Origin of the sequence: Pseudonocardia oceani, assembly GCF_019263585.2 — a bacterium.
Classification (GTDB): Bacteria; Actinomycetota; Actinomycetes; order Mycobacteriales; family Pseudonocardiaceae; genus Pseudonocardia; species Pseudonocardia oceani.
In genome coordinates this window covers 3,713,312-3,737,104 of sequence record NZ_JADQDF010000001.1, presented here as the reverse complement: position 1 = coordinate 3,737,104, position 23,793 = coordinate 3,713,312, and the positions used below count along the sequence as shown (strand labels likewise).

Genomic DNA, 23,793 nt, shown 5'->3' with positions numbered 1-23,793 from the left:
GGCCATCATGGTCTCCTCCACTCACTGCCTTGCAGTGATTACAACGTTACACCGCTGCGGAAGGTGCGCGCGTTCACCGCGGGCGAACGCCGGTGACGCCTCGGATCAGGCGCGCAGGAGCGCAGCCAGCTCCTCGACCGTGCCCACCGGGCGGTCGCAGACGAACCCGCGGCACACGTAGGCCGCAGCGGCCCCGCCGACGAGCGGCCGGTCGGCCAGCAGGGGGACACCCGGGGCGTCCGGCTCCCCCGCCACGACGACGGTGCCGCCCGCCGCGGTGCGCCGGGCGTGGGCGAGCAGGGCGGCGCGCGCCGGGTCACCCTCCGGACCCGCGACGGCCACCTGCAGCGGACCGCGCACCACGGCCTCGGCGACGGTCAGCCAGTGCCCCGCGAAGCGGGGGTACTGCGTCGCCAACGTGCCGACCGAGCGCAGCGCGGCCTCCGCGGCGTCGCGGAAGCGCCCGCCGTCGGCGGCCAGCACCGACGCCGTGACCAGGGCGGACGCGAGCGCCGAGCTCCCGCACGGGGAGGCGTTGTCGGTGAGCTCGCGCGGGCGGTGCAGCAGCTCCTCGGCGTCGTCGGCGGTGTCGAAGAACGCGCCGGGCTCCGCGCCGGCGAAGTGCTCGAGCGTCTGGTCGAGCAGCGCGGTGGCTGCGTCGAGCCGGTGCGCCGCGCCCGTGGCCTGGTGCAGGGAGAGCAGGGCGTCGGCCAGGTACGCGTGGTCCTCCAGCACGCCGGCCGCGGTGCCCACCCCTCCCGCGCGCGACGAGCGGCGCAGCCGGCCGTCGACGACGTGCAGCGACAGCAGCAGGTCGGCCGCCCCGTCCGCCGCCGCGACCCACCCCGGCTGCTCCAGCGCTGCACCGGCCTCGGCCAGCGCCTGGATCGCCATGCCGTTCCACGCCGTGACGACCTTGTCGTCGCGCGCCGGCTGCGGGCGCTCCCGGCGCGCGACGAGCAGGGCGGAGCGCACGCGGGACCACCGCTGCGGGTCGGCGGGGTCGGCGGGCAGCTGCAGCGTCGACGAGCCGTGCTCGAACGTGCCCTTGTCGGTGACGGTGAGCAGCTCGGCCGCCCACGTGCCGTCGTCGTCGCCGAGCACCTCGCGCAGCTGCGCGGGCGTCCAGGCGTAGGTGAGGCCCTCGACGCCCTCGGTGTCGGCGTCCAGGGCGGCGGCGAACCCGCCCTCGGGCGTGCGCAGGTCCGACAGCAGGAACGCGGCCGTCTCCTGCGCGACCCGCCCGAACAGCGGGTCGGCGCCGGGCACCCGGGCGAGGTGGGCGTAGACGCGCAGCAGCAGGGCGTTGTCGTAGAGCATCTTCTCGAAGTGCGGCACGACCCAGCCGGCGTCGACGCTGTAGCGCGCGAACCCGCCCGCGAGCTGGTCGTACAGGCCGCCGCGGGCCATCCGCTCGGCCGTGAGCGCGGCGTAGCGGAGCGCGGCGGGCGAGCCGGTGCGCTCGTGGTGGCGCACCAGGAACTCCAGCGCCATCGACGGCGGGAACTTCGGCGCGCCCCCGAACCCGCCGGAGCGCTCGTCGAAGGAGTCGGCGAGCGTGGCCGCCGCGGTGTCGAGCCCGTCGGTGTCGACGGGCGCGGGCGGGAGCGACGCGGCCGCCCCGTCCGCGAGCCGCGCGGCGATCTCGCCGGCCGAGGTGCGCACCCGCTCGCCGTCGTCGGTCCACGCCGTCGTAACGGCGCCGAGGAGCTGACGGAAGCCGGGCATGCCCTGGCGCGGGGTGGGCGGGTAGTAGGTGCCGCAGTGGAACGGCTCGCCGACCGGGGTGAGGAAGCAGGTCATCGGCCAGCCGCCCTGGCCGGTCATGGCCTGGGTGGCCGCCATGTAGACCGCGTCGATGTCCGGCCGCTCCTCGCGGTCGACCTTGATCGCCACGAAGCCGGCGTTGACCTGCTCCGCGGTGGCCGGGTCCTCGAACGACTCATGGGCCATGACGTGGCACCAGTGGCAGGCCGCGTAGCCGACGGACAGCAGCACCGGCACGTCGCGGCGGACGGCCTCGGCGAACGCCTCCGGGGACCACTCCCACCAGTCGATGGGGTTGTCGGCGTGCTGGAGCAGGTACGGGCTGGTGGCGCGGGCGAGCCGGTTGGGCATGGCGCCCAGCCTCTCAGGGCTGCCGCGGCTCCGCAGCGTCCCCCGAGGAGGACCCGCCCGCGCTCTCCTCCGGCTCCGGGTCGAACGACGCCGGCACCTTCTTGAGGTGCTTGGTCATCGACCGGATGAGGAAGAACGTGGCCAGGCCGAGCAGCAGGATGACGACGAGCGCCACCGGCGACGCCTTGCCGAACTCCGGCTCGCCGGGCGGCGGCTCGGCGCCCCCCTGCGTCGGCACCACGGCGGCGTGCGCGCCGGCCGCCACCGGCACCGCACCCAGGTCGACCAGCACGTCACTCACCTGCACGACTCTACGTCGCGTCAGCCCGCGCGGCGCACGGCCACCTCGTCGGGGATGCCGGCGAACAGGTCGTCCTCCGGGATCGGCGCGTCGACCGAGGACTTCACGAGCTCGTAGTCCTCGGTGGGCCACACCTCGCGCTGGATGTCGGGCGGCACCAGGAACCAGCGGCTCGTCGGGTCGATCTGCGTGGCGTGGGCGATGAGCGCCTCGTCCCGCAGGGGGAACCAGTCGGCGCAGGGCACCCGGGTGGTGACGCGCAGGCCCGGGTCGGGCCGGTCGGACCAGTTGTCGAGCCACTCCTTGTACGGCGACTCCATGCCGCGCGCCTCCATCGCGTCCTGGAACGCGAGCAGGCGGGCCTTGGAGAACCCGTGGGAGTAGTAGAGCTTGAGCGGCTGCCACGGCTCGCCGGTGCCGGGGAACCGGTCCGGGTCGCCCGCCGCGTCCCACGCCGCCATCGAGATCTCGTGGGTCTTGATGTGGTCGGGGTGCGGGTAGCCGCCGTTCTCGTCGTAGGTGACGAGGACGTGCGGGCGGAACTCGCGGATCAGCGCCACCAGCGGGGCGGTGGCGACCTCGAGGTCCTCCAGCGCGAAGCAGCCCTCGGGCAGCGGGGGCAGCGGGTCGCCCTCCGGGAGGCCGGAGTCGACGAAGCCGAGCCAGCGGTGCTGCACGCCGAGGATCTCCGCGGCGCGGGCCATCTCGGCGCGCCGGATCCCGGGGAGGTCGGCGATGACGTCGGGACGATCCATCGCGGGGTTGAGGATGCTTCCGCGCTCGCCACCGGTGCAGGTCACGACCATGACCTCGTGACCCTCGGAGACGTAACGGGCGGAGCTGGCGGCGCCCTTGCTCGACTCGTCGTCGGGGTGGGCGTGCACCGTCATCAGTCGCAGGGACATGAGTTCGGCCGTGGTCCTTCCGGGATCAGGGGCGTGCGGGCACCGGGGCGCCCGCGTGGGGAGGATCGTGGCAGAGCCCCCCGACAGTCCGCCGCGGAGTCCGCCCGCACCTGCAACGTGCGGGGGTGGCATACCCTTCCCGCAGACGCCCGCGGTGCTCGCTCACCGTGGTCCGGGCGGCCTACGACGAGCGGCGGGGCGGCGTCCGTTCGGACGCCGCGGGCCGCTCCGCGAGCGTCGCGCAGGTGCTCTGACCTGCGAGGACCGTACGCCCGGGAACCTTTCCAAGGGATCGACCGTTCATCGAAAGGCTGCGACGAGCGGCTGACACCGTGTTACCGTGAACTGCACACGGCCCGCAGGCGGGTCGTGTTTTTCCTTACTCAGGGGTCCCCGGAGTCACACCCGGGGCCCCGGGCGTTCGGGAACGCCCGCGATGGGGCCGGTCCCGCCCGCGGGCGCACGGTCCGCGGGAGTGGTGGACCTGTACAGGCTGGAGGACTGATGACCGTGACGGACACCCAGGTGACCTGGTTGACCCAGGAGGCCTACGACCGGCTGAAGGCCGAGTTGGACCAGCTCATCGCCAACCGCCCCGTCATCGCTGCCGAGATCAACGCCCGCCGCGAGGAGGGCGACCTGAAGGAGAACGGCGGCTACCACGCCGCCCGCGAGGAGCAGGGCCAGCAGGAGGCCCGCATCCGCCAGCTCCAGGAGCTGCTGCGCACGGCCCAGGTCGGCACGGCTCCCACCAGCTCCGACACCGCCGCGCCCGGCATGGTGCTCAAGCTGCGCTACGACGGCGACGAGGACACCGAGACGGTGCTGCTCGGCTCCCGCGAGGAGGGCAGCCGCGGTGACCTCGAGGTCATCTCGCCACACTCCCCGCTCGGCGCGGCCCTGCTCGGCGCGCACGTCGGCGACACGCGCGAGTACGCCCTGCCCGACGGCGGCAGCATGAAGGTGTCCCTGCTGGCCGCGGAGCCCTTCCGCGCCTGACGCGCTACCGCCCGCCGGGCATGTCGAACACGACGTGTCCGGCGCCGCGGAGCGCGCTCACCAGCTCCGCGGAGTGCTCCGGGCCCCGCGTCTCGAGCGTCAGCGCCACCTCGACGTCGCCCAGCTCCAGCGCGCCGGTGATGCGCGTGTGCGCCACGTCGAGGACGTTGGCCCCGCGCGTGCCCATCAGCGTCAGCACCCCGGCCAGCGCGCCGGGGCGGTCGGCCATGCGCACCCGCAGCGACAGGTAGCGCCCCGCGGCCGCCATGCCGTGCTGGATGACGTGCAGCAGCACCAGCGGGTCGACGTTGCCGCCCGACAGCACCACCACCACGGGCGTCTCGAAGCGCCCCGGGTGGTCCATCAGCGCCGCCACACCGGCCGCGCCGGCGGGCTCGACCAGCATCTTCGCGCGCTCCAGACACAGCAGCAGGGCGCGGGACAGCGCGTCCTCGTCGACGGTGAGGATCTCGTCGACGAGCGCGGTGACCTGCGGGAACGTCAGGTCGCCCGGGCGCCCGACCGCGATGCCGTCGGCGATCGTGCGCATCGAGGACAGCGACGTCGGGGCACCGGCGGCCATCGAGCCCGGCCACGCGGCCGCGCCCTCGGCCTGCACGCCGACGACCCGGACGTCGGGCCGCTCCGCCTTGACCGCCGCCGCGACGCCGCCGAGCAGCCCGCCCCCGCCGGTGCACACGAGGACCGTGGCGACGTCGGGCACCTGCTCGAGGATCTCCAGCCCGACGGTGCCCTGGCCGGAGATGATGTCGGGGTGGTCGAAGGGGTGCACGAACACCGCGCCCGTGCGCTCGGCGAACTCGATCGCGGCGGCGATCGATCCGTCGATGGTCTCCCCCACCAGGTGCACCCGCGCCCCGTACCCGCGCGTGGCGCCGACCTTCGGGATGGCTGCGCCCTCGGGCATGAACACCGTGGCCTCGATGCCGAGCAGCTGCGCGGCCAGCGCCACCCCCTGCGCGTGGTTGCCCGCGCTCGCGGCGACGACCCCGGCCGCCCGCTGCGCCGCGTCGAGCCGGCGCAGCCGCGTGTACGCGCCGCGGATCTTGAACGAGCCGGTGCGCTGCAGGTTCTCGCACTTGAGCCACACCGGGCCGCCGCAGCGCTCGGCGAGAGCCCGGGACCGGGCGACGGGGGTGGTGGTGACGACACCGGCCAGCAGCTCCCGGGCGGCGCGGATGTCGTCCGCGCTGACGGGGGGCACCGGCCGGGCACGGGGTTCGACGGCGGCCATGGCGGCATCCTCGCACCCGGGAGTGTCGGTGCGGGGCCCTACTCTGTGTCCACGCTCGGTGGCCCCGCCCGGTGCCCACGCGGAGGGAGAGCGCCGTGACCACGATCGAACGCCCCGCCCAGGACGACTTCCTGGCGCTGGCGCAGCCCTACCGGCGCGAGCTGCTGGCCCACTGCTACCGCATGCTCGGCTCGGTGCACGACGCCGAGGACGTGCTGCAGGAGACCATGGTCCGGGCCTGGCGGGCCTACGACCGGTTCGAGGGCCGCTCGTCGTTGCGCACGTGGCTGCACCGGATCGCCACCACCACGTGCCTCACCGCGCTCGAGGGCCGCACCCGCCGACCCATGCCCGCTGGCCTGCACGGCACGGGCTCCGACCCGGACGACCCGCTGCGCGACAACCCGGAGATCGCCTGGCTGGAGCCGGTGCCCGACTCGGCCGTGTGCCCCGACGCCGGTGCCGACCCGGCGGCCGTCGTCGACGCGCGGGCGGGCGTGCGGCTCGCGTTCGTCGCCGCGCTGCAGCACCTCCCGGCGCGCCAGCGCGCGGTGCTGCTGCTGCGCGAGGTGCTGCAGTGGAAGGCGTCGGAGGTCGCGGAGCTGCTCGACACGTCGGTGGCCGCGGTCAACAGCGCGCTGCAGCGGGCCCGGGCGCAGATCCACGAGGTCGCCCCCAGCCGCGACGACGCCCCGGAGCCGCTCACGGCCGCACAGCAGGACCTGCTCGACCGGTACGTCACGGCGTTCCAGGTGAAGGACGTGTCCGGGATCGTGGCGCTGCTCGCCGCCGACGTCGCCTGGGAGATGCCGCCCTACGAGTCCTGGTACCGCGGCCGCGCCCACGTGGCGCAGCACCTGGAGGTCCGCTGCCCCGGCGGGCCGGGCGATTTCCGGCTGCTGCCGGTCGGGGCCAACGGCCAGCCCGGCTTCGCGCTCTACCTGCGCGGCGAGGACGGCGCGTTCCACCCGTTCTGCCTGCAGGTGCTCACGTTCACCGGCGCCGACGTCACGCACGTCGCCACGTTCCTCGACCTGGGCCTGTTCCCGGTGTTCGGGCTCCCCGCGAGCCTCACCGGCACGGGAACGCCCGCTCGCCCGACGGGGTCCGCGGACACCCGGTAGCCTCGGGGGCGTGGGGCCGCCGTGAAGAACCGGCCGGCCCCCGCCCCGGGGGGAGATCGGATGACGCGGATGCGGGTGCTCGCTCCGCTGCTGGCCGCGGCGGCGCTCGCGGCCGTCGCGGTGGCGACGGTGCGCGACGCGGGCTGCGACGACCCGGGCTACCTGGCGCAGGGCGCCGACGGCGGCTACGAGCTCGTCGGTGGCTGCGTGGCGGCGGGCGACCTGCTCGTCGCCGAGCCGTCCGGACCCGCCCCCGCCGACACCGAGGACGCCGGCAAGGGCTGAGCCCGCCGGACCCCGCGTCCCGGGCTCTCAGGCCGCGTCGAGCGCCGTCCTCAGGTCCTCGACCAGGTCGTCGACGTCCTCGATGCCGACCGAGAGCCGCACCAGGTCGTCCGGCACCTCCAGCAGCGAGCCGGCCACGGAGGCGTGGGTCATGGCGCCGGGGTGCTCGATGAGCGACTCCACTCCGCCGAGCGACTCGGCCAGGGTGAACAGCTCGGTGGCCGCGCACATGCGCAGCGCCGCCTCCCGGCCGCCCGCGACGCGGAACGACACCATGCCGCCGAAGCGGCGCATCTGCTTGGCCGCGACCTCGTGGCCCGGGTGCCCGGGCAGCCCCGGGTAGAGCACCGCGGAGACGGCGGGGTGGCCGGCGAGCAGGTCGGCGATGCGCTCGGCGTTGTCGCTGTGGCGCTCCATCCGCACCGCCAGCGTCTTCACCCCGCGCAGCGTCAGCCAGGCGTCGAACGGGCCGGGGACCGAGCCCACCGAGTTCTGCGTGAACAGCAGGCGCTCGGCGAGCTCGTCGTCGCTGGTGACCAGCGCGCCGCCGACGACGTCGGAGTGGCCGCCGACGTACTTGGTGGTGGAGTGCAGCACCACGTCGGCGCCCAGGGCGAGCGGGTTCTGCAGGTAGGGCGAGGCGAACGTGTTGTCGACGACGAGCCGCGCGCCCGCGCCCCGCGCGACGTCGGCCAGCGCGGCGATGTCGGCGATTCCCAGCAGCGGGTTGGTCGGCGTCTCGCACCACACGGCGCGGGTCGTCGGGCGCATCGCGGCGCGCAACGCGTCGACGTCGCCCAGGTCGACCGGGGTGTGCTCGACGCCCCACCCGGACAGCACCTTGTCGACCAGGCGGAACGTGCCGCCGTAGGCGTCGTGCGGGATGACCAGGTGGTCGCCGGGCTTGACCAGCACGCGCAGCAGCACGTCGGAGGCGCCCATGCCGGAGCCGAACGCGATGCCGTGCCGGCCGCCCTCCAGCGCCGCGAGGCACTCCTGGAGCGCGGTGCGGGTCGGGTTGGCCGAGCGCGAGTACTCGTACCCGCCCGCGCGCAACCCGCCGACGCCGTCCTGGGCGAACGTCGAGGACGGGTGGATCGGCGTGATCACCGCACCGGTCGTGGGGTCGGGCGCCTGGCCCGCGTGGATGGCGTTCGTGGAGAAGCCGGGCATGGCGCCACGCTACGCGCCGGAGCAGTGACCCCCGCGGCCGGTGGTCAGCTCCCGGATCCCAGGAACGCGAGCACGTCGGAGCGCGTGACGACCCCTGCCGGCTTGCCGTCGACCAGCACGAGCGCGGCGTCGGCCGTGGAGAACGCGCCCATCGCGGTCTCCAGCGCCTCGCCCGCGCCGATCGTCGGCAGGGCCGGCGACATGTGGTTCTCCAGGCGGTCCGACAGCTGCGCGCGGCCGGTGAACAGGGCGTCGAGCAGGTCGCGCTCGACGACCGCGCCCGCCACCTCCGCGGCCATCACCGGCGGCTCGGCCCGCACGACCGGCATCTGCGAGACGTGGAACTCCCGCAGGTAGTGCACCGCGTCGGCGACCGTCTCGTTCGGGTGCGCGTGCACCAGGTCGGGCAGCGAGCCGTCCTTGCGGCGCAGCACGTCGCCGACCGTGGAGCCCTGCGCGGGCGGCAGGAAGCCGTAGCCCGACATCCACGCGTCGTTGAAGACCTTGCCCAGGTAGCCGCGGCCGCCGTCGGGCAGCAGGACGACGACCACCGCGTCCTCGGGCAGCTCGCGCGCGACCTGCAGCGCCGCGACCGTCGCCATCCCGCACGAGCCGCCGACCAGCAGCGCCTCCTCGCGGGCCAGGCGCCGGGTCATGTCGAAGGAGTCGCCGTCGGAGACCGCGACGATCCGGTCGCAGATGTCCTTGTCGTAGGTGGTCGGCCAGAAGTCCTCGCCGACGCCCTCCACGAGGTAGGGCCGGCCGTTGCCGCCGGAGTACACCGAGCCCTCGGGGTCGGCGCCGATGATCTGCACCCGGCCGTCGGACACCTCCTTGAGGTAGCGCCCGGTGCCGCTGATCGTGCCGCCGGTGCCGATGCCCGCGACGAAGTGCGTGATCCGCCCCTCGGTCTGCTCCCAGAGCTCCGGGCCGGTGCCCAGGTAGTGCGACTCGGGGTTGTTCTCGTTGGCGTACTGGTTGGGCTTCCAGGCGCCCTCGATCTCGCGGGTGAGGCGGTCGGAGACGTTGTAGTAGGACTCCGGGTGGCTGGGCTCGACGGCCGTCGGGCAGACGACGACCCGCGCCCCGTACGCGCGCAGGACGTTGCGCTTGTCCTCGCTCACCTTGTCCGGGCAGACGAAGACGCACTCGTAGCCGCGGCGCTGCGCGATCATGGCGAGGCCGACGCCGGTGTTGCCCGACGTCGGCTCGACGATCGTGCCGCCGGGGCGCAGCTCGCCGGACGCCTCGGCCGCCTCGACCATCCGCAGCGCGATGCGGTCCTTCACGCTGCCACCGGGGTTGAAGTACTCCACCTTGGCCAGCACCGGCGGAGCGATGCCCTCCGCGACGGACCCCAGCCTGACCAGGGGGGTGTTCCCGACCAGCTCGGACACGTGCTCGACGAAACGCATGCCCCCATCGTCCCCCACGCCGCGTCCGGACCCCGGACGAGGTCGCGCACGGGCCTGCAGTCCACGAAACGAACACGGATCTGTACGGATCCGGACGGGATACGCCGATCTCACCCGGACGTGAGCGCCGGTCCGTCGTGACAGGACTACGGTGAGCAACCGCATCGAGCCCTACCGGTCGACGGGCACATCGACCGGACCCCAGGGCCCGACGCTCCCCAGGGGATCGACGGGCACTCGCCCACGCCTGCGCACCGGCGCTCCCACCGTCTCGTCCCGCGCGCCGTCGGCTCACGACGGCGACGCGCGTGGGGCCGACGTACGCAGGTACAGCAGGAGGGGTTCGTGCAGGACGACGATTCGTCCGACGGGGACTGGAAAGCCAGGAAGAGGCGCGACCGCCACCGCCGCGACGACCACGAGGACGTCGAGCTCGAGGAGCTGGCCCGGCTCGCCGGCGCGGGCGACCGCGCGGCGCTCGACCAGTTCCTGCGCCGCGTCCGCGTCCCGGTGATCCGGTTCTGCCGCAGCAAGCTGCTGGGGTCGATCGGCGCGCAGGGTCCCGACGACGTCGCGCAGGAGGTTCTGCTCGCGGTCTGCGAGGCGCTGCCGCGCTTCCGGCCCGACGGCTCGCCGGTCATGGCGTTCGTGTTCGGGATCGCCCGGTTCAAGCTGGTCGACGCGTTCCGCGCCGGGGGCCGCGACCGGTCCGTGCCCAGCGACTCGCTCCCCGAGGCCGCCGACGACGACCCGGGCACCGAGCACGCGGGCGTCCTCTCGACCGAGATCGTCCGCCTGCGCCTGGCCATGGACCAGCTGCTCCCCCACCACCGCGAGATCATCGGCCTGCGCGTGGCGATGGGCTACTCCGGGGCGGAGGTCGCGGAACTGCTCGGCACGACGCCGGGCGCGGTCCGCGTCACGCAGCACCGGGCGATGGCCCGGCTGCGGGTCCTGCTGGCGGACGCGGTGGCGGAGGACTGACCTCGGCGAGGCGGCGGAGCAGGAACGCGCGCTCCGGCTCGTTGCCGACCAGGACCAGCGCGGCGCGGTAGGCGCGGGCGGCCTCGTCGGCGCGGCCCAGGCGGCGCAGCAGGTCGGCGCGGGCGGCGGGCAGCAGGTGGTAGCCGCGCAGCCGCCGGTCGTCCGCCAGGGCGTCGAGCTCGGTCAGACCGGCCTCCGGGCCGTCGCGCAGGGCCACGGCGACGGCCCGGTTGAGGTCGACGAGCGGTGACGGCGCCACGCGCGCGAGCACGTCGTAGAGGGCGACGACCTGGGGCCAGTCGGTCGTGGCGACGTCGGCGGCCTCGTCGTGGCAGGCCGCGATCGCCGCCTGCAGCGCGTACGCGCCGGGAGACCCGCCGGTGAGCGCCTCGACCACGAGCGCCCGGCCCTCGACGATCGCCGCCGCGTCCCACAGCGAGCGGTCCTGGTCGTCGAGCAGCACGAGCCCGCCGTCGGCGCCGGTGCGGGCGGCCCGGCGGGCGTCGACGAGCAGCAGCAGCGCGAGCAGCCCGGCCACCTCGCGCTCGCGGGGCAGCAGCCGCCGCAGGAGGCGGGCCAGCCGGATCGCCTCGGCGGCGAGGTCGGCGCGCACGAGGTCCTCCCCCGCGCTGGCCGCGTAGCCCTCGGTGAAGACGAGGTAGACCACCCGCAGCACGCCCGGGAGCCGGTCGGGCAGCTCGTCGGCGCCCGGCACCCGGAACGGGATGCGCGCGTCGCGGATCTTCTTCTTGGCGCGCACGATCCGCTGCGCGGCCGTCGCGGTCGGCGTCACGAACGCGCGGGCGACCTCCGGTGTCGACAGCCCGGCCAGGCAGCGCAGCGTCAGCGCGATCCGGTCCTCCAGCGGCAGCGCCGGGTGGCAGCAGGTGAAGAACAGCCGCAGCCGCTCGTCGGGGACGTCGTCGTCGGGGTCGGCCGGGGCGGCCGGGCCGGCGCGGTCGGCCTCGACCTGCAGCACCGCGAGGCGGGCGGCGTAGGTGCGGTCACGGCGCAGCAGGTCGACGGCGCGGCGCCGGGCCGTCGTCAGCAGCCAGGCTCCGGGCCGGGTGGGCACACCGTCGACGGGCCAGCGCTCCAGCGCGGTCGCGACGGCGTCGGAGGCGACCTCCTCGGCCAGGTCGAGGTCGCCGAACTGCCGGGCGAGGGTGGCGAGCAGTCGGCCCCGCTCCTCGCGGAACACGCCCTCCAGCGAGAGCGCGGCGGAGCCGGCCGCCCGCCCCCCGCTCACGGCGCCTCGAACTCCTGGATCGGCCGGACCTCGATCCGGTTCCCGTTGTGCGAGCCGGGGCAGCGGGCGGCCCAGTCGAGCGCGGCGTCGAGGTCGGGCACGTCGAGCAGGTAGTACCCGCCGAGGATCTCCCGCGTCTCGGCGAACGGACCGTCGGTGACGACCCGCTCGCCGTCGGGCCGCACCGCGACCGTCGTGGCGGTCTCGACGCCCTGCAGGGCCTCGGAGCCCAGGCTGACGCCCGCCTCCGCGACGGCCTTCTCGTAGTCCCAGTAGGTGTTCATCTCCGCCTGGACGTCCTCCTGCGACGGCTCCTCGGTGGGCTGGGGACCGTAGATCAGCAGCATGTACTTCACGTCGGGCGCTCCTCGCTGTCCTCGTGCGGCCGTGGTGCCGCACAGCATGACGACGATCGGGCGGCGGCGGAATCGACAAGCCCGCCGAGCTTTCTCGCGGCTGATCCCGGCCCGGACGAACGGCACTCTCGCCCGGCCACGTCGGGCGAGAGTGCCGTTCGCTCGATCGACCGGCGACGTGTGAGCGACCCACGTCACCCCGCCGCCGGTGTTACCCGGAAGTAGGCTCCGGGGCAGGTAACGTCCCACCACGAAGGAGATCGACGATGCCCGAAGCCGTGATCGTCGCCGCTGCCCGCTCGCCGATCGGCCGCGCGTTCAAGGGCTCGCTGGCGAGCCTGCGCCCCGACGACCTGGCCGTCCAGGTCGTGCGCGCGGCGCTGGCGCAGGTGCCCGAGCTCGACCCCTCCACCGTCGACGACCTCATGCTCGGCTGCGGCCTGCCCGGCGGGGAGCAGGGCTTCAACATGGCCCGCGTCGTCGCCATCGCGCTGGGCCACGACTCGATGCCGGGCACCACCGTCACCCGCTACTGCTCGTCCTCGCTGCAGACCACCCGCATGGCGCTGCACGCGATCAAGGCCGGTGAGGGCCACGTCTTCATCTCCGCCGGCGTCGAGACCGTCTCCCGGTTCACCAAGGGCAACTCCGACTCGCTGCCCGACACCCAGAACCCGCTGTTCGCCGACGCCGCCGCGCGCAGCGCCGCCACCGCGGAGTCGGGCACCGACACCTGGATCGACCCGCGCACCGTCGGCGAGGTCCCCGACGTCTACATCGCGATGGGCCAGACCGCGGAGAACCTGGCGCGCGCCGAGGGCGTCACCCGCGAGGAGATGGACCACTTCGCCGTCCGCTCGCAGAACCTCGCCGAGAAGGCCATCGCCGACGGCTTCTACGCCCGCGAGATCACCCCGGTCACGCTGCCCGACGGCACGATCGTCTCGACCGACGACGGCCCCCGCGCCGGCACGACCTACGAGGGCATCAGCGGCCTCAAGCCCGTCTTCCGCCCCGACGGCCTGGTCACCGCGGGCAACGCGTGCCCGCTCAACGACGGCGCCGCCGCCCTGGTGATCATGTCCGACACCCGCGCCGCGGAGCTGGGCCTCACCCCACTGGCCCGCGTCGTGTCCACCGGCGTGTCCGGGCTGTCGCCGGAGATCATGGGCCTGGGCCCGGTCGAGGCCTCCCGCCGCGCGCTCGCGCTGGCCGGCATGACCATCGACGACATCGACCTGGTCGAGATCAACGAGGCGTTCGCCGCGCAGGTCATCCCGTCGGCGCGCGGCCTGGGCATCGACGAGGACAAGCTCAACGTCCACGGCGGGGCGATCGCGATCGGGCACCCGTTCGGCATGACCGGCGCCCGCATCACGAACACCCTGCTCAACGGCCTGCGGAGCAAGGACGGAAGCATCGGGCTCGAGACGATGTGCGTCGGCGGTGGCCAGGGCATGGCCATGGTGCTCGAGCGCCTGAGCTGACCAACCCGCGAACGCACAGCGGCCCCGCACCGGATCGGTGCGGGGCCGCTGCGTCATCGTCGCGGAGCTAGTCCTGGCGCAGGTAGCTCAGCAGGCGCAGGATCTCGATGTAGAGCCAGACCAGCGTGGTCATCAGGCCGAAGGCGATGTACCAGGCGAACTTCGCCGGGGCGCCGCCGCGGATGGCCTGGTCGGCCTGGTCGAAGTCGAGCAGCAGGCTGAACGCCGCCACGCCGATCACGAGCAGGCTGAAGCCGATGGCCAGCGGGCCGCCGTCGCGCAGCCCGGTGTTGATGCCGAACAGGCTCATCACCAGGTTGAACAGCATGAGGACGACGACGCCGATCAGGGCGCCCATCAGCCACTTGGTGAACCGCGGGGTGACGCGGACGGCGCCGGTCTTGTAGACGACCAGCATCCCGAGGAACACGCCCGCGGTGCCGACGATGGCCTGCAGGGCGATGCCGGGGTAGATCTGGTCGAAGACGCCGGTGATGCCGCCCAGGGCCACACCCATGGCCGCGGAGTACAGGAGCACCAGGGGCGCGCCCGACCACTGCGGCTTGAAGATGAGGACGAGGGACACGACGAAGCCGACGATGAACGCCGGCAGCGCGAGGGCGTAGAGCCCCGACACGGCCGTGAGCGTGCCGAGCACGAGCGCGGTGCCCGCGCTCAGGCCGGTCTTCATCACGACGTCGTCGATGGTGATCGGGCGCTCTCCGCTGCCGGCGCGCCCGTGCTCGACCTGCGAGGCCCGGCTGTCGGCGTAAGCGGAGGCGCCGCTCATCGCGCCGCCGCCCTGGCGGTCGAACGTGGCGTACCCGCCGTTGCCCTGCCCCTGGGGCAGGTTGCGGAACGCCGGGTTGCTGCTGGTGCGCACCTGGTTCCTCCCTGGATGACGTGCTGTGCATCCTGTCCAACGCAGGAAGCCCCATCCGCGTTCCCGCGACGGTAAAGCCGGACTTTACGCGGCCCGCGTGCCGCCGCGCGGCGGGTCCAGCGCCACGCCCGCCTCCTCCAGCGCGGCCTCGGTCAGCAGGCGGGCGAAGGCGCGGTCGCGCTCGGCCGCGCCGGCCAGCGGCGGGTCGGCCACGCCGACCACGGTGCAGGCCGTCAGGAGCGCGTCGTCGTAGGCGGCGAGCAGCGCCACCTGGCGCACGCGGCTGGTCGCGCGGCCCGCGCGCACCTCGCGGTGCAGCCGGCGGACGTCGGCCACGACCCGTTCGAGCGAGGGACCCGGTGTCGGCGGGCGGCGTTTCGCCCGGCGATCGGCGACGGCCCCGACCAGGCGCGGGACGACCTGCAGCGCGAGCCAGAACGTCACCGTCGGCGCCGCTGCGACGAGGACGAACAGGAGGAGCCCCACCAGGGCAGAGCGGTCACCCGCCACGGGCGCGAGGGTACGCCGCAGAGGCGCCGCGCACAGTGCGGCGACCGTGCCCGGCAGCCCTCCGACGGCGGCGCTACTGTCCTCGCCACCAGCCGGCGGAGCCGCCGGCAGTGAGGGTGTGGACGAACATGTGGGCTTTCTTCTCCCGGCGCCTGCGGATGTGGCTGATCCTGGCCGTCGGCGCTCCCGTCGTGGGGTTCGTGCTCGGCAAGGCGGGTGACCTCATCGAGGCCCGCCGCGGCCCGAACAACGTCACCAAGGTGCTGCACACCGGCCGCCGCTGGCTGCAGAAGCGGGCCACCGGCCCGCTCGCCTCGCGCAGCGCGGCCGACCCCGCCGGTGTTCGCGACGCGGGGACCCCCGCCCGCTGATGGCCGTCTACGTCCTCGTGCACGGCGCGTGGGGCGGGTCGTACGGCTTCCGCGCCGTGCGGCGGCTGCTGTCGGCGGCCGGTCACGAGGTGCTGACGCCGAGCCTCACCGGGCTCGGCGAGCGCAGCCACCTCACCGGGCCGCACGTCGACCTGTCGCTGCACGTGCGCGACGTCGTCAACGTCCTGCACTACGACGATCTCGAGGACGTCGTCCTGCTCGGCTTCTCCTACGGCGGCCTCGTCGTCACGGGGGCGATGGAGCAGGCGGGCGCCCGCGTCCGGGAGCTGGTCTACCTCGACGCGTTCGTGCCCGACGACGGCGACAGCGTGCGGTCGCTGACCGGGGGTGCGCTCGGCGACGACTCCCCCGACGCGCCGCCGACGGTCCCGGCCGGGATCCGGACGTTCGACGACCCGATGGTCGCCGCCCGCTCCAACCCGCGGCGCCACGCGCAGCCGATGCGCACGCTCACCGAGCCGGTGCGCACCTCGGTGCCGGTGGAGGAGCGCGGCGTCGGGCTCACCTACATCCGGGCGACCGAGGACCCGAACGGTGCGCTGTTCGACGCCTCCGCGGCGCGTGCCCGCACCTCGCCCGCGTGGCGCTACCACGAGATCGCGACCACCCACATGGTCCCGGAGAACCGCCCGGCCGAGCTGGCCGAGCTGCTGCTGGCGCTCGCCTGACCCTCAGGTGCGGGCCAGCCCGTGCAGCAGGAGGTCGGCGAGGTTCTCGTACGCCGCGGCGTCGTCGAGGCCCGTCGACGCCGTGACGCCGCGCTGCTGGATGCGCACCATCGTGGCGCTGACGACGTCTCCGACGAAGCCCGCGTGCACCGGGCGGAACGCGCCCGAGGCCGTGCCGGCGTCGACGAGCTGCTGCACGCGCCGGGCCGCCGCGCGGGTGTTGCGCTCGTAGACCTCGGCCGCCGGCGGGAACGCCGCGACGTCGTCGAAGAAGCGCGGGGAGGCGGGCGCGAGCTCGCGCGCGACGGCCCGCAGGTACGCCCCGACCTGCCGCGCGGGCTCGGCCTCGGCGGCCACCGCGGCCTCGACGTGCTCGGTCGCGCCGCGGAAGAAGTGCACCACCGCGGCCCGGACCAGCTGCTCCTTGCTCCCGGCCAGCGCGTAGAGGGTGCGCTTGGAGCAGTGCAGGCGGGCGGCGAGGTCGTCGAGGGTGAGGTGGGCGAACCCCTCGTCCAGCAGCAGGGCCACGAGCGCGTCGAAGAGCTCGGTGCGCCGAGCGGGGCCGCGGACCTGGGTCATGTCAGCTATCGTAAGCGGTACTCACGGACCCGTACCAGTACCGATGGAGATCCCCATGGCCGTCGACCGGCTGCTGCCCACGCAAGAGGCGCACGACCTCATCGACCTCGTCCGCGACATCGCCGACAAGGAGCTCGCGCCGATCGTCGAGCAGCACGAGAAGGCCGAGACCTACCCCGAGGGCCTGTTCGCCACGCTGGGCGAGGCCGGGCTGCTGGGCCTGCCCTACCCGGAGGAGCACGGCGGCGGCGGGCAGCCCTACGAGGTCTACCTGCAGGTCCTGGAGGAGTTCGCGGCCCGCTGGGCGGCCGTCGCCGTGGCGCTGTCGGTCCACGGGCTGTCCTGCCACCCGATGGCCGCGTTCGGCACGCCCGAGCAGCAGGAGCGGTGGCTGCCGCGGATGCTCTCGGGCGAGCTCGTGGGCGGGTACTCGCTCTCGGAGCCGCAGGCCGGCTCGGACGCGGCCGCGCTGACGTGCAAGGCCGAGAAGACCACCGGCGGGTACCGGATCACCGGCACCAAGGCGTGGATCACGCACGGCGGCATCGTCGACTTCTACGCCCTGTTCGCCCGCACCGGCGAGGGCTCGCGGGGGGTGTCGTGCTTCCTCGCGCCCGGACAGGCGGAGGGCCTGTCGTTCGGCAAGCCCGAGGAGAAGATGGGGCTGCACGCGATCCCCACCGTCACCGCGAACTGGGACGGCGCCGTCCTCGACGCCGACCGGCTCATCGGCTCCGAGGGCGACGGCCTGCCGATCGCGTTCTCCGCGCTCGACTCGGGTCGGCTCGGGATCGCCGCCGTCGCCACCGGGCTCGCGCAGTCGGCGCTCGACGCGGCCGTCGACTACGCCCATGAGCGCAGCGCGTTCGGCAAGAAGATCATCGACCACCAGGGGCTCGGCTTCCTGCTCGCCGACATGGCGGCCGCCGTCGACTCGGCGCGCGCCACCTACCTCGACGCCGCCCGCCGCCGCGACGCCGGCCGCGAGTACGGGCGGCAGGCCTCGGTCGCGAAGCTCGTCGCCACGGACGCGGCCATGAAGGTCACGACCGACGCCGTGCAGGTCCTCGGCGGCTACGGCTACACCCGCGACTTCCCGGTGGAGCGCTTCATGCGCGAGGCCAAGATCATGCAGATCTTCGAGGGCACCAACCAGATCCAGCGCCTCGTGATCAGCCGCAAGCTCGCGCGGTAACGACTTCCGCGCTCTCCCGATCTAGGTGTCGCCGATGCCACTGGGGGACGCGTTGATCGAGAACTCGACGCAGGGACTGACCCTGCTCGACCCGGACCGCAAGGTCGTCGTCACGGGTGAGGAGCACCACCAGGACGCACTGGTCCGGTGGGCGCCGCACCCCGACGGACGCGGCCGCCGGGTCGCCGCCGAGCTGGGGTTCGTCACCGGACCGCGTGGTCGGCGCCTGATCGAGGTCCGGATCGACGGGCAGCGCGTCGGCGTCCTCACGCCGCTGATGTCCGAGCGGTACGCCTCGCACGTGCACGAGGTGCTGCGCGAGCGGGGCCGCCCCGCCTGCGTGGCCGTGGTCGTCCCCGGCCGCCGCGGGATCGAGGTCGAGGTGCACCTGCCCGAGGTGGCGCGCGCCACGGAGGCGCTGCCCGTCACCCCTCCGCCCGCCCCGCCGGCCGGCGCCGGAGCCTGGCCGCCGCCCGGCGGCTCCGGTGGGTGGCCCGCTCCCGCACCGGCCGGGGGCGGTTGGCCCGGCAACCGGCCGGGGCCGGGTTCGCCCTATCCGGCCCCCGACGGACGCGGCCCCGGTCGCGGCCCCGGTGGACGCGGTCCCGGCCGCGCCCGGCGCAGCCGCCGCCCGCTCTGGGTCGGCGCCGGCGTGCTCGCCGCGCTGGTCGTGATCGGGTCGACGATGAGCAACCACAGCGGCGAGGTGCCCACGGTCTCCGCGGCCGCCCCGTCCACCACGCGCTCGGCGCCCACCCCGACCACGGTCCCCGTCCCGCCCGCCCCGACCACCGTGCCCGCCCCGACGGTGGTGGAGGAGGTCGAGCAGGTGGACGTCGCGGTGCCCGACGTCGACGCACCGGAGGTCGCGCCGCAGGCCGCGGCGCGGGTGCCGGAGACGCGGCGCACGCGGGAGAGCGCCCCGGAGCCCGAGCCCGAGCCGGAACGGCAGGTGGTGGAGGAGCCGGAGGCGGCGTACTACCCGAACTGCTCGGCGGTGCGCGCCGCGGGCGCCGACCCCATCCGCGCCGGGGACCCGGGCTACAGCTTCGACCTGGACCGCGACCGCGACGGGATCGCCTGCGAGTGACCGCGACCGTTCGGCGTACCCACCCGTACCGTTCGGCCTAACTGTCGCCACCCGTTCTGGTGAGCGGTAACGGTCAGCGATGATCGTCGATGGGCAGGGAGACTGCCACTACTCCATCGAGGGGACCATGCTCGAGAACTCGACCGACGGCCTGACCCTGCTCGATGCCTCCCACACCGTCGTGGTGACGGGCGTGGAGCACCACCAGCCCGTGCTCGCGCCGTGGGCGCCCTTCGCCGACGAGCTCCCGCGCCACGTCGCGGTGGAGCTCCGGCCCGCCCCGGTGACGATCGGCTGGGACGCCGGCCGCCCCGGCGTCGAGGTGCTGCTCGACGGGTGGCGGATCGGCGAGCTGGCCCCGACGCCGGCCGAGCGCTACCTGCCGCACGTCCACGACCTGCTGGCCCTGGGCGCCCGCCCCGCTGCCGTCGCGCTCGTCGGCCACGGGCCGCAGGGCGAGCTCGAGGTGGAGCTGCGCCTGCCCGACGTCACCGACGAGGCCACCACGGCGCTGCACGTCGTGCACCCCGACATCACGTTCGCGCCGGTCCCCCGCCCGCGCGACCCGCGCGTCCCGTACCTGATCGGCGGCGGGGTACTCGCGCTGCTGCTCGTCGTCGGCGTGACGGTCGGCGCCGGCAACCGCAGCGACGAGACCACGTGGACCCGCCCCGCCGCGGCCCCGACCACCGCCCGCACCTCCCCCGCACCGATCCCCACGGTGGCGGCCACGGACACCGGGATCATCGAGGAGATCGCCGACGACGTCGTGGCCGAGGTCGTGCAGACCCGGCCGCGGGCCGTGGTGCCGACCACCACGCCGCCGCCGGCGCCGGCTCCGGTCGTCGTGGTGCCGACCACCACGGTCGCGCCCCCGCCGACGACCGAGGAGGAGACGATCGTCCTCCTCCCTCCCACGAAGTCGACCCAGCCGACGCGTCCGGCCGCGACCGACGCGTCCGAGACACCGGACCCCTGCACCGCTACTACGCCCCCGGCTACCTGCTCGTAGGGCGATGAGTTCCGGCCCCACCGCCGGTCCATCCCCCGTGACCACCTCGCCCCTCTCCGCCCTCGCGCCGCACGTCGACTCCGGGGAGATCCCCGCCCTGGTCGCCCTCGTCGCCCGCGGGCACGAGATCCACGTCGAGATCCGGGGCCGGATCGCGCCCGGCGGCCCGCCCCTCGAGCGCGACGCGGTCTTCCGCATCAGCTCGATGACCAAGCCCGCGGTCGCCGCGGCCGCGCTGCTGCTGGTGGGCGACGGTCTGCTCGACCCCGACGGCTCGGTCGAGCCCCTGCTCCCCGAGCTCGCCGACCGCCGCGTCCTGCGCAGCCTCGACGCCGACCTCGACGACACCGTGCCCGCGCACCGCGCGATCACCGTCCGCGACCTGCTGACGTTCCGCATGGGCTTCGGCCTGATCCTCGGCCCGCCCGGCGGGCACCCCGTGCAGCGCGCCCTCGACGCGCTCGTCCTGGGCCAGGGCCGCCCCGGCGCCGAGGCCCCGCCCGAGCCCGACGAGTGGCTGCGCCGCTTCGCGACGCTCCCGCTGCTGCACCAGCCGGGCGAGCGCTGGGCGTACGGCACCTCGGCCGACGTCCTCGGTGTGCTGCTCGCCCGCGCGTCCGGCACGTCCCTGCCCGACCTGCTGCACGAGCGCGTGTTCGCCCCGCTCGGCATGCGCGACACCGGGTTCCACGTCCCGTCGTCGTCGCTGGACCGCTTCGTCACGATGCACCTGCCCGGCGGTGAGGTGTCCGACGACCCGGCCACCGGCGCGTGGAGCCGCCCGCCGACGTTCCCGCAGGGGGCGGGCGGGCTGGTGTCCACCGTCGACGACTGGTTCGCCTTCAGCGAGGCCCTGCGCACCGGCGGCCTGCTGCCGCCCGGCGCCGTCGCGGAGATGACGCGCGACCACCTCTCCCCCGGCCAGGCCGACGGGAACTTCCTGTCCGAGGGCTACGGCTGGGGCTACGGGCTGGCCGTGCGCGACGACGGCCGCTACGGGTGGGACGGCGGCCTCGGCACCTCGTGGGCCACCCATCCCGGCACCGGCGTCACCGGCATCCTGCTCACCCAGGTCGAGTGGACCCAGGGCCCGCCCGCGGTGTGGTCGGACTTCTGGGGGATCGTCGAGGGAACCTGTCGATCCGCCGGGTCGCCGTTCGTGCAGTAGACGAACCCCCACCGGACGGAGGACCCGATGCCCCAGTACCTGCTCACCATCCACCAGCCCGACGGCGACCCGCCGCCGCCCGAGGTGCTCGGCCCGATCATGAGGGACCTGGACGCGCTCAACGAGGAGATGCGGGCCGACGGCACCTGGGTGTTCGCGGCCGGCCTGCACCCGCCGGGCACGGCCACCGTCGTGCGGGCGCACGGCGACGAGACGCTGCTGACCGACGGCCCGTTCGCCGAGGGCAAGGAGCACGTCGGCGGGTTCACCGTGATCCGCGCGGCCGACCTCGACGAGGCCCTGCACTGGGGCGGGCGCCTCGCACGCGTCCTCGCGCCGTTGGCGATCGAGGTCCGGCCGATCCAGGGCGGCGCGTGACCGGCCCCTCCCCCGACGAGGTGGCCCGCGTCTTCACCGCGGAGTACGGCCGCGCGGTGTCGGTCCTGACCCGCGTCCTCGGCGACCTCGACCTCGCCGAGGACGCGGTGCAGGAGGCGTTCACCGAGGCCGCCCGCACCTGGCCCGGCGGCGGGCTCCCGCCCAGCCCCGCCGGCTGGATCATCACGACGGCGCGGCGCCGCGCGATCGACCGGCACCGCCGCGAGTCCACCCGCGACGCCCGCCACGCCGAGGCGGCGCTGCTGCACGCCCCGGCCGAGGTGCCCGAGGAGGAGCCCGTGCCCGACGACCGCCTCCGCCTCGTCTTCACCTGCTGCCACCCCTCGCTGGCCCCGGCCGCGCAGGTCGCGCTCACGCTGCGCCTGCTCGGTGGGCTCACGACGCCGGAGATCGCGCGGGCGTTCCTCGTGCCCGAGGCGACGATGGCGCAGCGGATCGTGCGCGCCAAGGGCAAGATCCGCGACGCCCGCGTCCCGTACCGGGTGCCGAGCGAGGCGGAACTGCCCGGCCGGCTGCGGCCCGTGCTCGCCGTCGTCTACCTGGTCTTCACGACCGGGCACACCGCCCCGTCCGGCGACGCCCTCGTGCGCGCCGACCTGTGCGCCGAGGCCCTGCGCCTGGGCCGGCTGCTGCACGACCTCATGCCCGACGAACCGGAGGTGGCGGGGCTGCTCGCGCTGATGCTGCTCACGGAGTCGCGCCGGGCCGCGCGCACGGCCCCGGACGGCGCGCTGGTGCGCCTTGCCGACCAGGACACCGCGCTGTGGGACACGGGCCTGGCCGACGAGGGCCGCGCGCTCGTCCGCGCCTGCCTGCGCCGCAACGCCCCGGGGCCCTACCAGGTGCAGGCCGCGATCCAGGCCGTCCACAGCGAACCGCCGACCGACTGGCACCAGGTCCTCGCGCTCTACGACCTGCTCCTCGCCCTCACCCCGACCCCGGTCGTGGCGCTCAACCGGGCCGTCGCGGTGGCCGAGGTGCACGGCCCGGCCGCCGCGCTGGAGATCGTCGACGGTCTCGACCTCGACCGCTACCACCTACTGCACGCCGTCCGCGCCGACCTGCTGCGCCGCCTGGGCCGGTCCGACGAGGCGGTCGCCGCCGTCGAGGCCGCGATCGCGCGCACCGACAACGAGGCCGAGCGCGCGTTCCTGCGGTCGCGCCGCTGACTCGCGTTCGCCGGGGCGGAACCGCACCGTTGACGCCCGCCGCTCGCCGAGCAGGGTGGAGGGCGACCCTGCGGAGGCGACGATGCCCGGCACGTCGATCACGACCACCGACCCGTCCGTGGCGCGCGAGGAGTGCGGGCGGGTCTACTTCCCGCACCGCCTCACGGTCCTGCACGACCCGCGCCGGTTCGCGATGACGCTGTCGGCCGTCTCGCTCGGGACGGTGTCGGCCGGGCTGCTCGGCTACACCGGGGAGATCCGCGTCGAGACCGACGAGCTCGAGTCCGGCTACGAGGTGAACGTCCCGCTCGACGGCGACCTGCGCACCTGGACCGGCCACGCCGACGTCTGCGCCGACCCCGGCACGGCCGCGGTCTACCGGCCCGACGGCCGCACCCGGCTGCACGGCTGGGCGGGCGGCGGGCGCCTGTTCGGGCTCAAGATCGAGCGCGCCGCGCTGGAGGAGGCGCTGGAGGAGCTGACCGACCGGCCGGTGCGGTCGGTCGTGCCGGTCGGGGCGCGGCTCGACCTCCGCCGCGGCGCGGGCCGGCAGTGGTGGGGCCTCGCGCGGGCGCTGGTCGACCTCGCCGTCGATCCCGGCGGTCCGCTCGGGCACCCGGTCGTGGCGCGTCCGCTGGCCCGCAGCGTCGTCGCCGGGTTCCTGCACGCCGCCGACCACCCCTACCGCGACCTGCTCGCCGCGCGCCCCGCCGCGCCGCGGCCCGCGACGATCCGTCAGGCCGTCGACCTGTTGGAGGAGGCGCCGGAGCAGCCGTGGACCGTCACCGACCTGGCCCGCCGCGTCGGGCTCACGACCCGCGGTCTGCAGGCCGGGTTCGCGCGGCACGTCGGCGCGGCGCCGATGGCGCACCTGCGCCGCGTCCGCCTGGAGCGCGCGCACCTCGACCTGCTCGCCGCCGACCCGGCCCGCTGCTCGGTCGCGGACGTCGCCGGCCGGTGGGGCTTCACCCACCTCGGCCGCTTCGCCGCGGTGTACCGCGAGCGCTACGGGCGCCCGCCCTCGACCGACCTGCGGGCGGTGCGCTGATCGGATCACCGGGGTGCGTCCACCGGATC

Annotated in this window: 26 protein-coding genes; 15 read left to right on the top strand and 11 right to left on the bottom strand. The window is 74.9% G+C overall.

Annotated elements, in window-relative coordinates:
* Window positions 1-105: 105 nt before the first annotated feature.
* From I4I82_RS18795 to mca, 3 genes are read right to left on the bottom strand one after another with little or no spacing between them, the layout of a single operon-like run.
* Complete coding sequence (locus tag I4I82_RS18795; protein WP_218591200.1) at window positions 106-2,118, bottom strand: thioredoxin domain-containing protein; 2,013 nt, start codon at window positions 2,116-2,118, stop codon at window positions 106-108.
* A 13-nt stretch (window positions 2,119-2,131) separates the two neighbouring features.
* The gene (locus tag I4I82_RS18790; RefSeq protein WP_218591201.1) at window positions 2,132-2,419 is read right to left on the bottom strand and encodes a hypothetical protein; all 288 of its coding nucleotides are present in this window, start codon (window positions 2,417-2,419) and stop codon (window positions 2,132-2,134) included.
* 20 nt (window positions 2,420-2,439) lie between these two features.
* Complete coding sequence (mca, locus tag I4I82_RS18785; RefSeq protein ID WP_218591202.1) at window positions 2,440-3,324, bottom strand: mycothiol conjugate amidase Mca; 885 nt, start codon at window positions 3,322-3,324, stop codon at window positions 2,440-2,442.
* A gap of 125 nt (window positions 3,325-3,449) precedes the next feature.
* Between mca and I4I82_RS34490 the strand changes: the two genes are divergently transcribed.
* Both I4I82_RS34490 and greA read left to right on the top strand, forming a co-directional pair.
* Window positions 3,450-3,578, top strand: coding sequence for a hypothetical protein (locus tag I4I82_RS34490; protein ID WP_267460566.1), 129 nt, complete (start codon window positions 3,450-3,452; stop codon window positions 3,576-3,578).
* 250 nt (window positions 3,579-3,828) lie between these two features.
* A complete protein-coding gene (gene greA / locus I4I82_RS18780) occupies window positions 3,829-4,323 on the top strand; it encodes a transcription elongation factor GreA (RefSeq protein ID WP_218591203.1) in 495 nt (164 codons plus the stop codon).
* 4 nt (window positions 4,324-4,327) lie between these two features.
* Here greA and ilvA read toward each other — a convergent pair whose 3' ends face one another.
* Window positions 4,328-5,578, bottom strand: a complete 1,251-nt coding sequence (gene ilvA, locus I4I82_RS18775) for a threonine ammonia-lyase (RefSeq protein WP_225920626.1) — start codon at window positions 5,576-5,578, stop codon at window positions 4,328-4,330.
* Window positions 5,579-5,673: 95 nt separating this feature from the next.
* On the opposite strand from ilvA, the gene I4I82_RS18770 reads away from it, so the two are divergent.
* Window positions 5,674-6,702 (top strand): sigma-70 family RNA polymerase sigma factor, encoded by a 1,029-nt coding sequence (locus I4I82_RS18770; protein ID WP_226370134.1) that lies wholly within the window; start codon window positions 5,674-5,676, stop codon window positions 6,700-6,702.
* 60 nt (window positions 6,703-6,762) lie between these two features.
* On the top strand, window positions 6,763-6,987 hold the full coding sequence (locus I4I82_RS18765) for a hypothetical protein (RefSeq protein WP_218591204.1): 225 nt from the start codon (window positions 6,763-6,765) through the stop codon (window positions 6,985-6,987).
* A gap of 27 nt (window positions 6,988-7,014) precedes the next feature.
* Here the strand turns inward: I4I82_RS18765 and I4I82_RS18760 are convergent, their stop codons facing one another.
* A complete protein-coding gene (locus I4I82_RS18760) occupies window positions 7,015-8,160 on the bottom strand; it encodes a cystathionine gamma-synthase (RefSeq protein ID WP_218591205.1) in 1,146 nt (381 codons plus the stop codon).
* 44 nt (window positions 8,161-8,204) lie between these two features.
* Window positions 8,205-9,575 carry a cystathionine beta-synthase gene (locus tag I4I82_RS18755; protein ID WP_218591206.1) on the bottom strand — a complete coding sequence of 457 codons (1,371 nt, stop codon included), beginning with the start codon at window positions 9,573-9,575 and terminating at the stop codon, window positions 8,205-8,207.
* 345 nt (window positions 9,576-9,920) lie between these two features.
* Between I4I82_RS18755 and I4I82_RS18750 the strand changes: the two genes are divergently transcribed.
* Window positions 9,921-10,559: a sigma-70 family RNA polymerase sigma factor gene (locus tag I4I82_RS18750; protein ID WP_218591207.1), complete on the top strand. Its 639-nt coding sequence runs from the start codon at window positions 9,921-9,923 to the stop codon at window positions 10,557-10,559.
* Here I4I82_RS18750 and I4I82_RS18745 read toward each other — a convergent pair.
* Both I4I82_RS18745 and I4I82_RS18740 read right to left on the bottom strand, forming a co-directional pair.
* Window positions 10,495-11,808: an RNA polymerase sigma factor gene (locus I4I82_RS18745; RefSeq protein ID WP_218591208.1), complete on the bottom strand. Its 1,314-nt coding sequence runs from the start codon at window positions 11,806-11,808 to the stop codon at window positions 10,495-10,497. The genes I4I82_RS18750 and I4I82_RS18745 overlap by 65 nt on opposite strands.
* Window positions 11,805-12,164 (bottom strand): YciI family protein, encoded by a 360-nt coding sequence (locus I4I82_RS18740; RefSeq protein ID WP_226370133.1) that lies wholly within the window; start codon window positions 12,162-12,164, stop codon window positions 11,805-11,807. The genes I4I82_RS18745 and I4I82_RS18740 overlap by 4 nt, the downstream gene beginning before the upstream one ends.
* Window positions 12,165-12,430: 266 nt before the next feature.
* Between I4I82_RS18740 and I4I82_RS18735 the strand changes: the two genes are divergently transcribed.
* Window positions 12,431-13,651 carry an acetyl-CoA C-acetyltransferase gene (locus I4I82_RS18735; protein WP_218591209.1) on the top strand — a complete coding sequence of 407 codons (1,221 nt, stop codon included), beginning with the start codon at window positions 12,431-12,433 and terminating at the stop codon, window positions 13,649-13,651.
* 67 nt (window positions 13,652-13,718) lie between these two features.
* Here the strand turns inward: I4I82_RS18735 and I4I82_RS18730 are convergent, their stop codons facing one another.
* A complete protein-coding gene (locus I4I82_RS18730) occupies window positions 13,719-14,534 on the bottom strand; it encodes a Bax inhibitor-1/YccA family protein (RefSeq protein ID WP_172154610.1) in 816 nt (271 codons plus the stop codon).
* A gap of 84 nt (window positions 14,535-14,618) precedes the next feature.
* Complete coding sequence (locus tag I4I82_RS18725) at window positions 14,619-15,044, bottom strand: hypothetical protein (RefSeq protein WP_218591210.1); 426 nt, start codon at window positions 15,042-15,044, stop codon at window positions 14,619-14,621.
* 110 nt (window positions 15,045-15,154) lie between these two features.
* Between I4I82_RS18725 and I4I82_RS18720 the strand changes: the two genes are divergently transcribed.
* Both I4I82_RS18720 and I4I82_RS18715 read left to right on the top strand, forming a co-directional pair.
* Window positions 15,155-15,415: a hypothetical protein gene (locus tag I4I82_RS18720; RefSeq protein WP_218591211.1), complete on the top strand. Its 261-nt coding sequence runs from the start codon at window positions 15,155-15,157 to the stop codon at window positions 15,413-15,415.
* The gene (locus I4I82_RS18715; RefSeq protein WP_218591212.1) at window positions 15,415-16,104 is read left to right on the top strand and encodes an alpha/beta fold hydrolase; all 690 of its coding nucleotides are present in this window, start codon (window positions 15,415-15,417) and stop codon (window positions 16,102-16,104) included. The genes I4I82_RS18720 and I4I82_RS18715 overlap by 1 nt, the downstream gene beginning before the upstream one ends.
* Window positions 16,105-16,107: 3 nt before the next feature.
* On the opposite strand, the gene I4I82_RS18710 is transcribed toward I4I82_RS18715, so the two are convergent.
* A complete protein-coding gene (locus I4I82_RS18710) occupies window positions 16,108-16,683 on the bottom strand; it encodes a TetR/AcrR family transcriptional regulator (protein WP_225920625.1) in 576 nt (191 codons plus the stop codon).
* Between the two features lie 55 nt (window positions 16,684-16,738).
* On the opposite strand from I4I82_RS18710, the gene I4I82_RS18705 reads away from it, so the two are divergent.
* The 7 genes from I4I82_RS18705 (at window position 16,739) to I4I82_RS18675 (ending at window position 23,764) form a co-directional block, all read left to right on the top strand.
* Entirely contained in the window at window positions 16,739-17,878 is a 1,140-nt protein-coding gene (locus tag I4I82_RS18705) for an acyl-CoA dehydrogenase family protein (protein WP_218591213.1), read from the top strand.
* Between the two features lie 34 nt (window positions 17,879-17,912).
* Complete coding sequence (locus I4I82_RS18700; RefSeq protein WP_225920624.1) at window positions 17,913-18,968, top strand: excalibur calcium-binding domain-containing protein; 1,056 nt, start codon at window positions 17,913-17,915, stop codon at window positions 18,966-18,968.
* 127 nt (window positions 18,969-19,095) lie between these two features.
* Window positions 19,096-19,980 carry a hypothetical protein gene (locus I4I82_RS18695; protein ID WP_218595905.1) on the top strand — a complete coding sequence of 295 codons (885 nt, stop codon included), beginning with the start codon at window positions 19,096-19,098 and terminating at the stop codon, window positions 19,978-19,980.
* A gap of 37 nt (window positions 19,981-20,017) precedes the next feature.
* Window positions 20,018-21,148, top strand: coding sequence for a serine hydrolase domain-containing protein (locus tag I4I82_RS18690; RefSeq protein WP_226370132.1), 1,131 nt, complete (start codon window positions 20,018-20,020; stop codon window positions 21,146-21,148).
* Between the two features lie 27 nt (window positions 21,149-21,175).
* On the top strand, window positions 21,176-21,526 hold the full coding sequence (locus I4I82_RS18685; protein WP_218593776.1) for a YciI family protein: 351 nt from the start codon (window positions 21,176-21,178) through the stop codon (window positions 21,524-21,526).
* Window positions 21,523-22,716 (top strand): RNA polymerase sigma factor, encoded by a 1,194-nt coding sequence (locus I4I82_RS18680; RefSeq protein WP_218593775.1) that lies wholly within the window; start codon window positions 21,523-21,525, stop codon window positions 22,714-22,716. Before I4I82_RS18685 ends, I4I82_RS18680 begins: the two co-directional genes overlap by 4 nt.
* Window positions 22,717-22,798: 82 nt before the next feature.
* Entirely contained in the window at window positions 22,799-23,764 is a 966-nt protein-coding gene (locus I4I82_RS18675; protein ID WP_218593774.1) for an AraC family transcriptional regulator, read from the top strand.
* Window positions 23,765-23,793 lie beyond the last annotated feature (29 nt).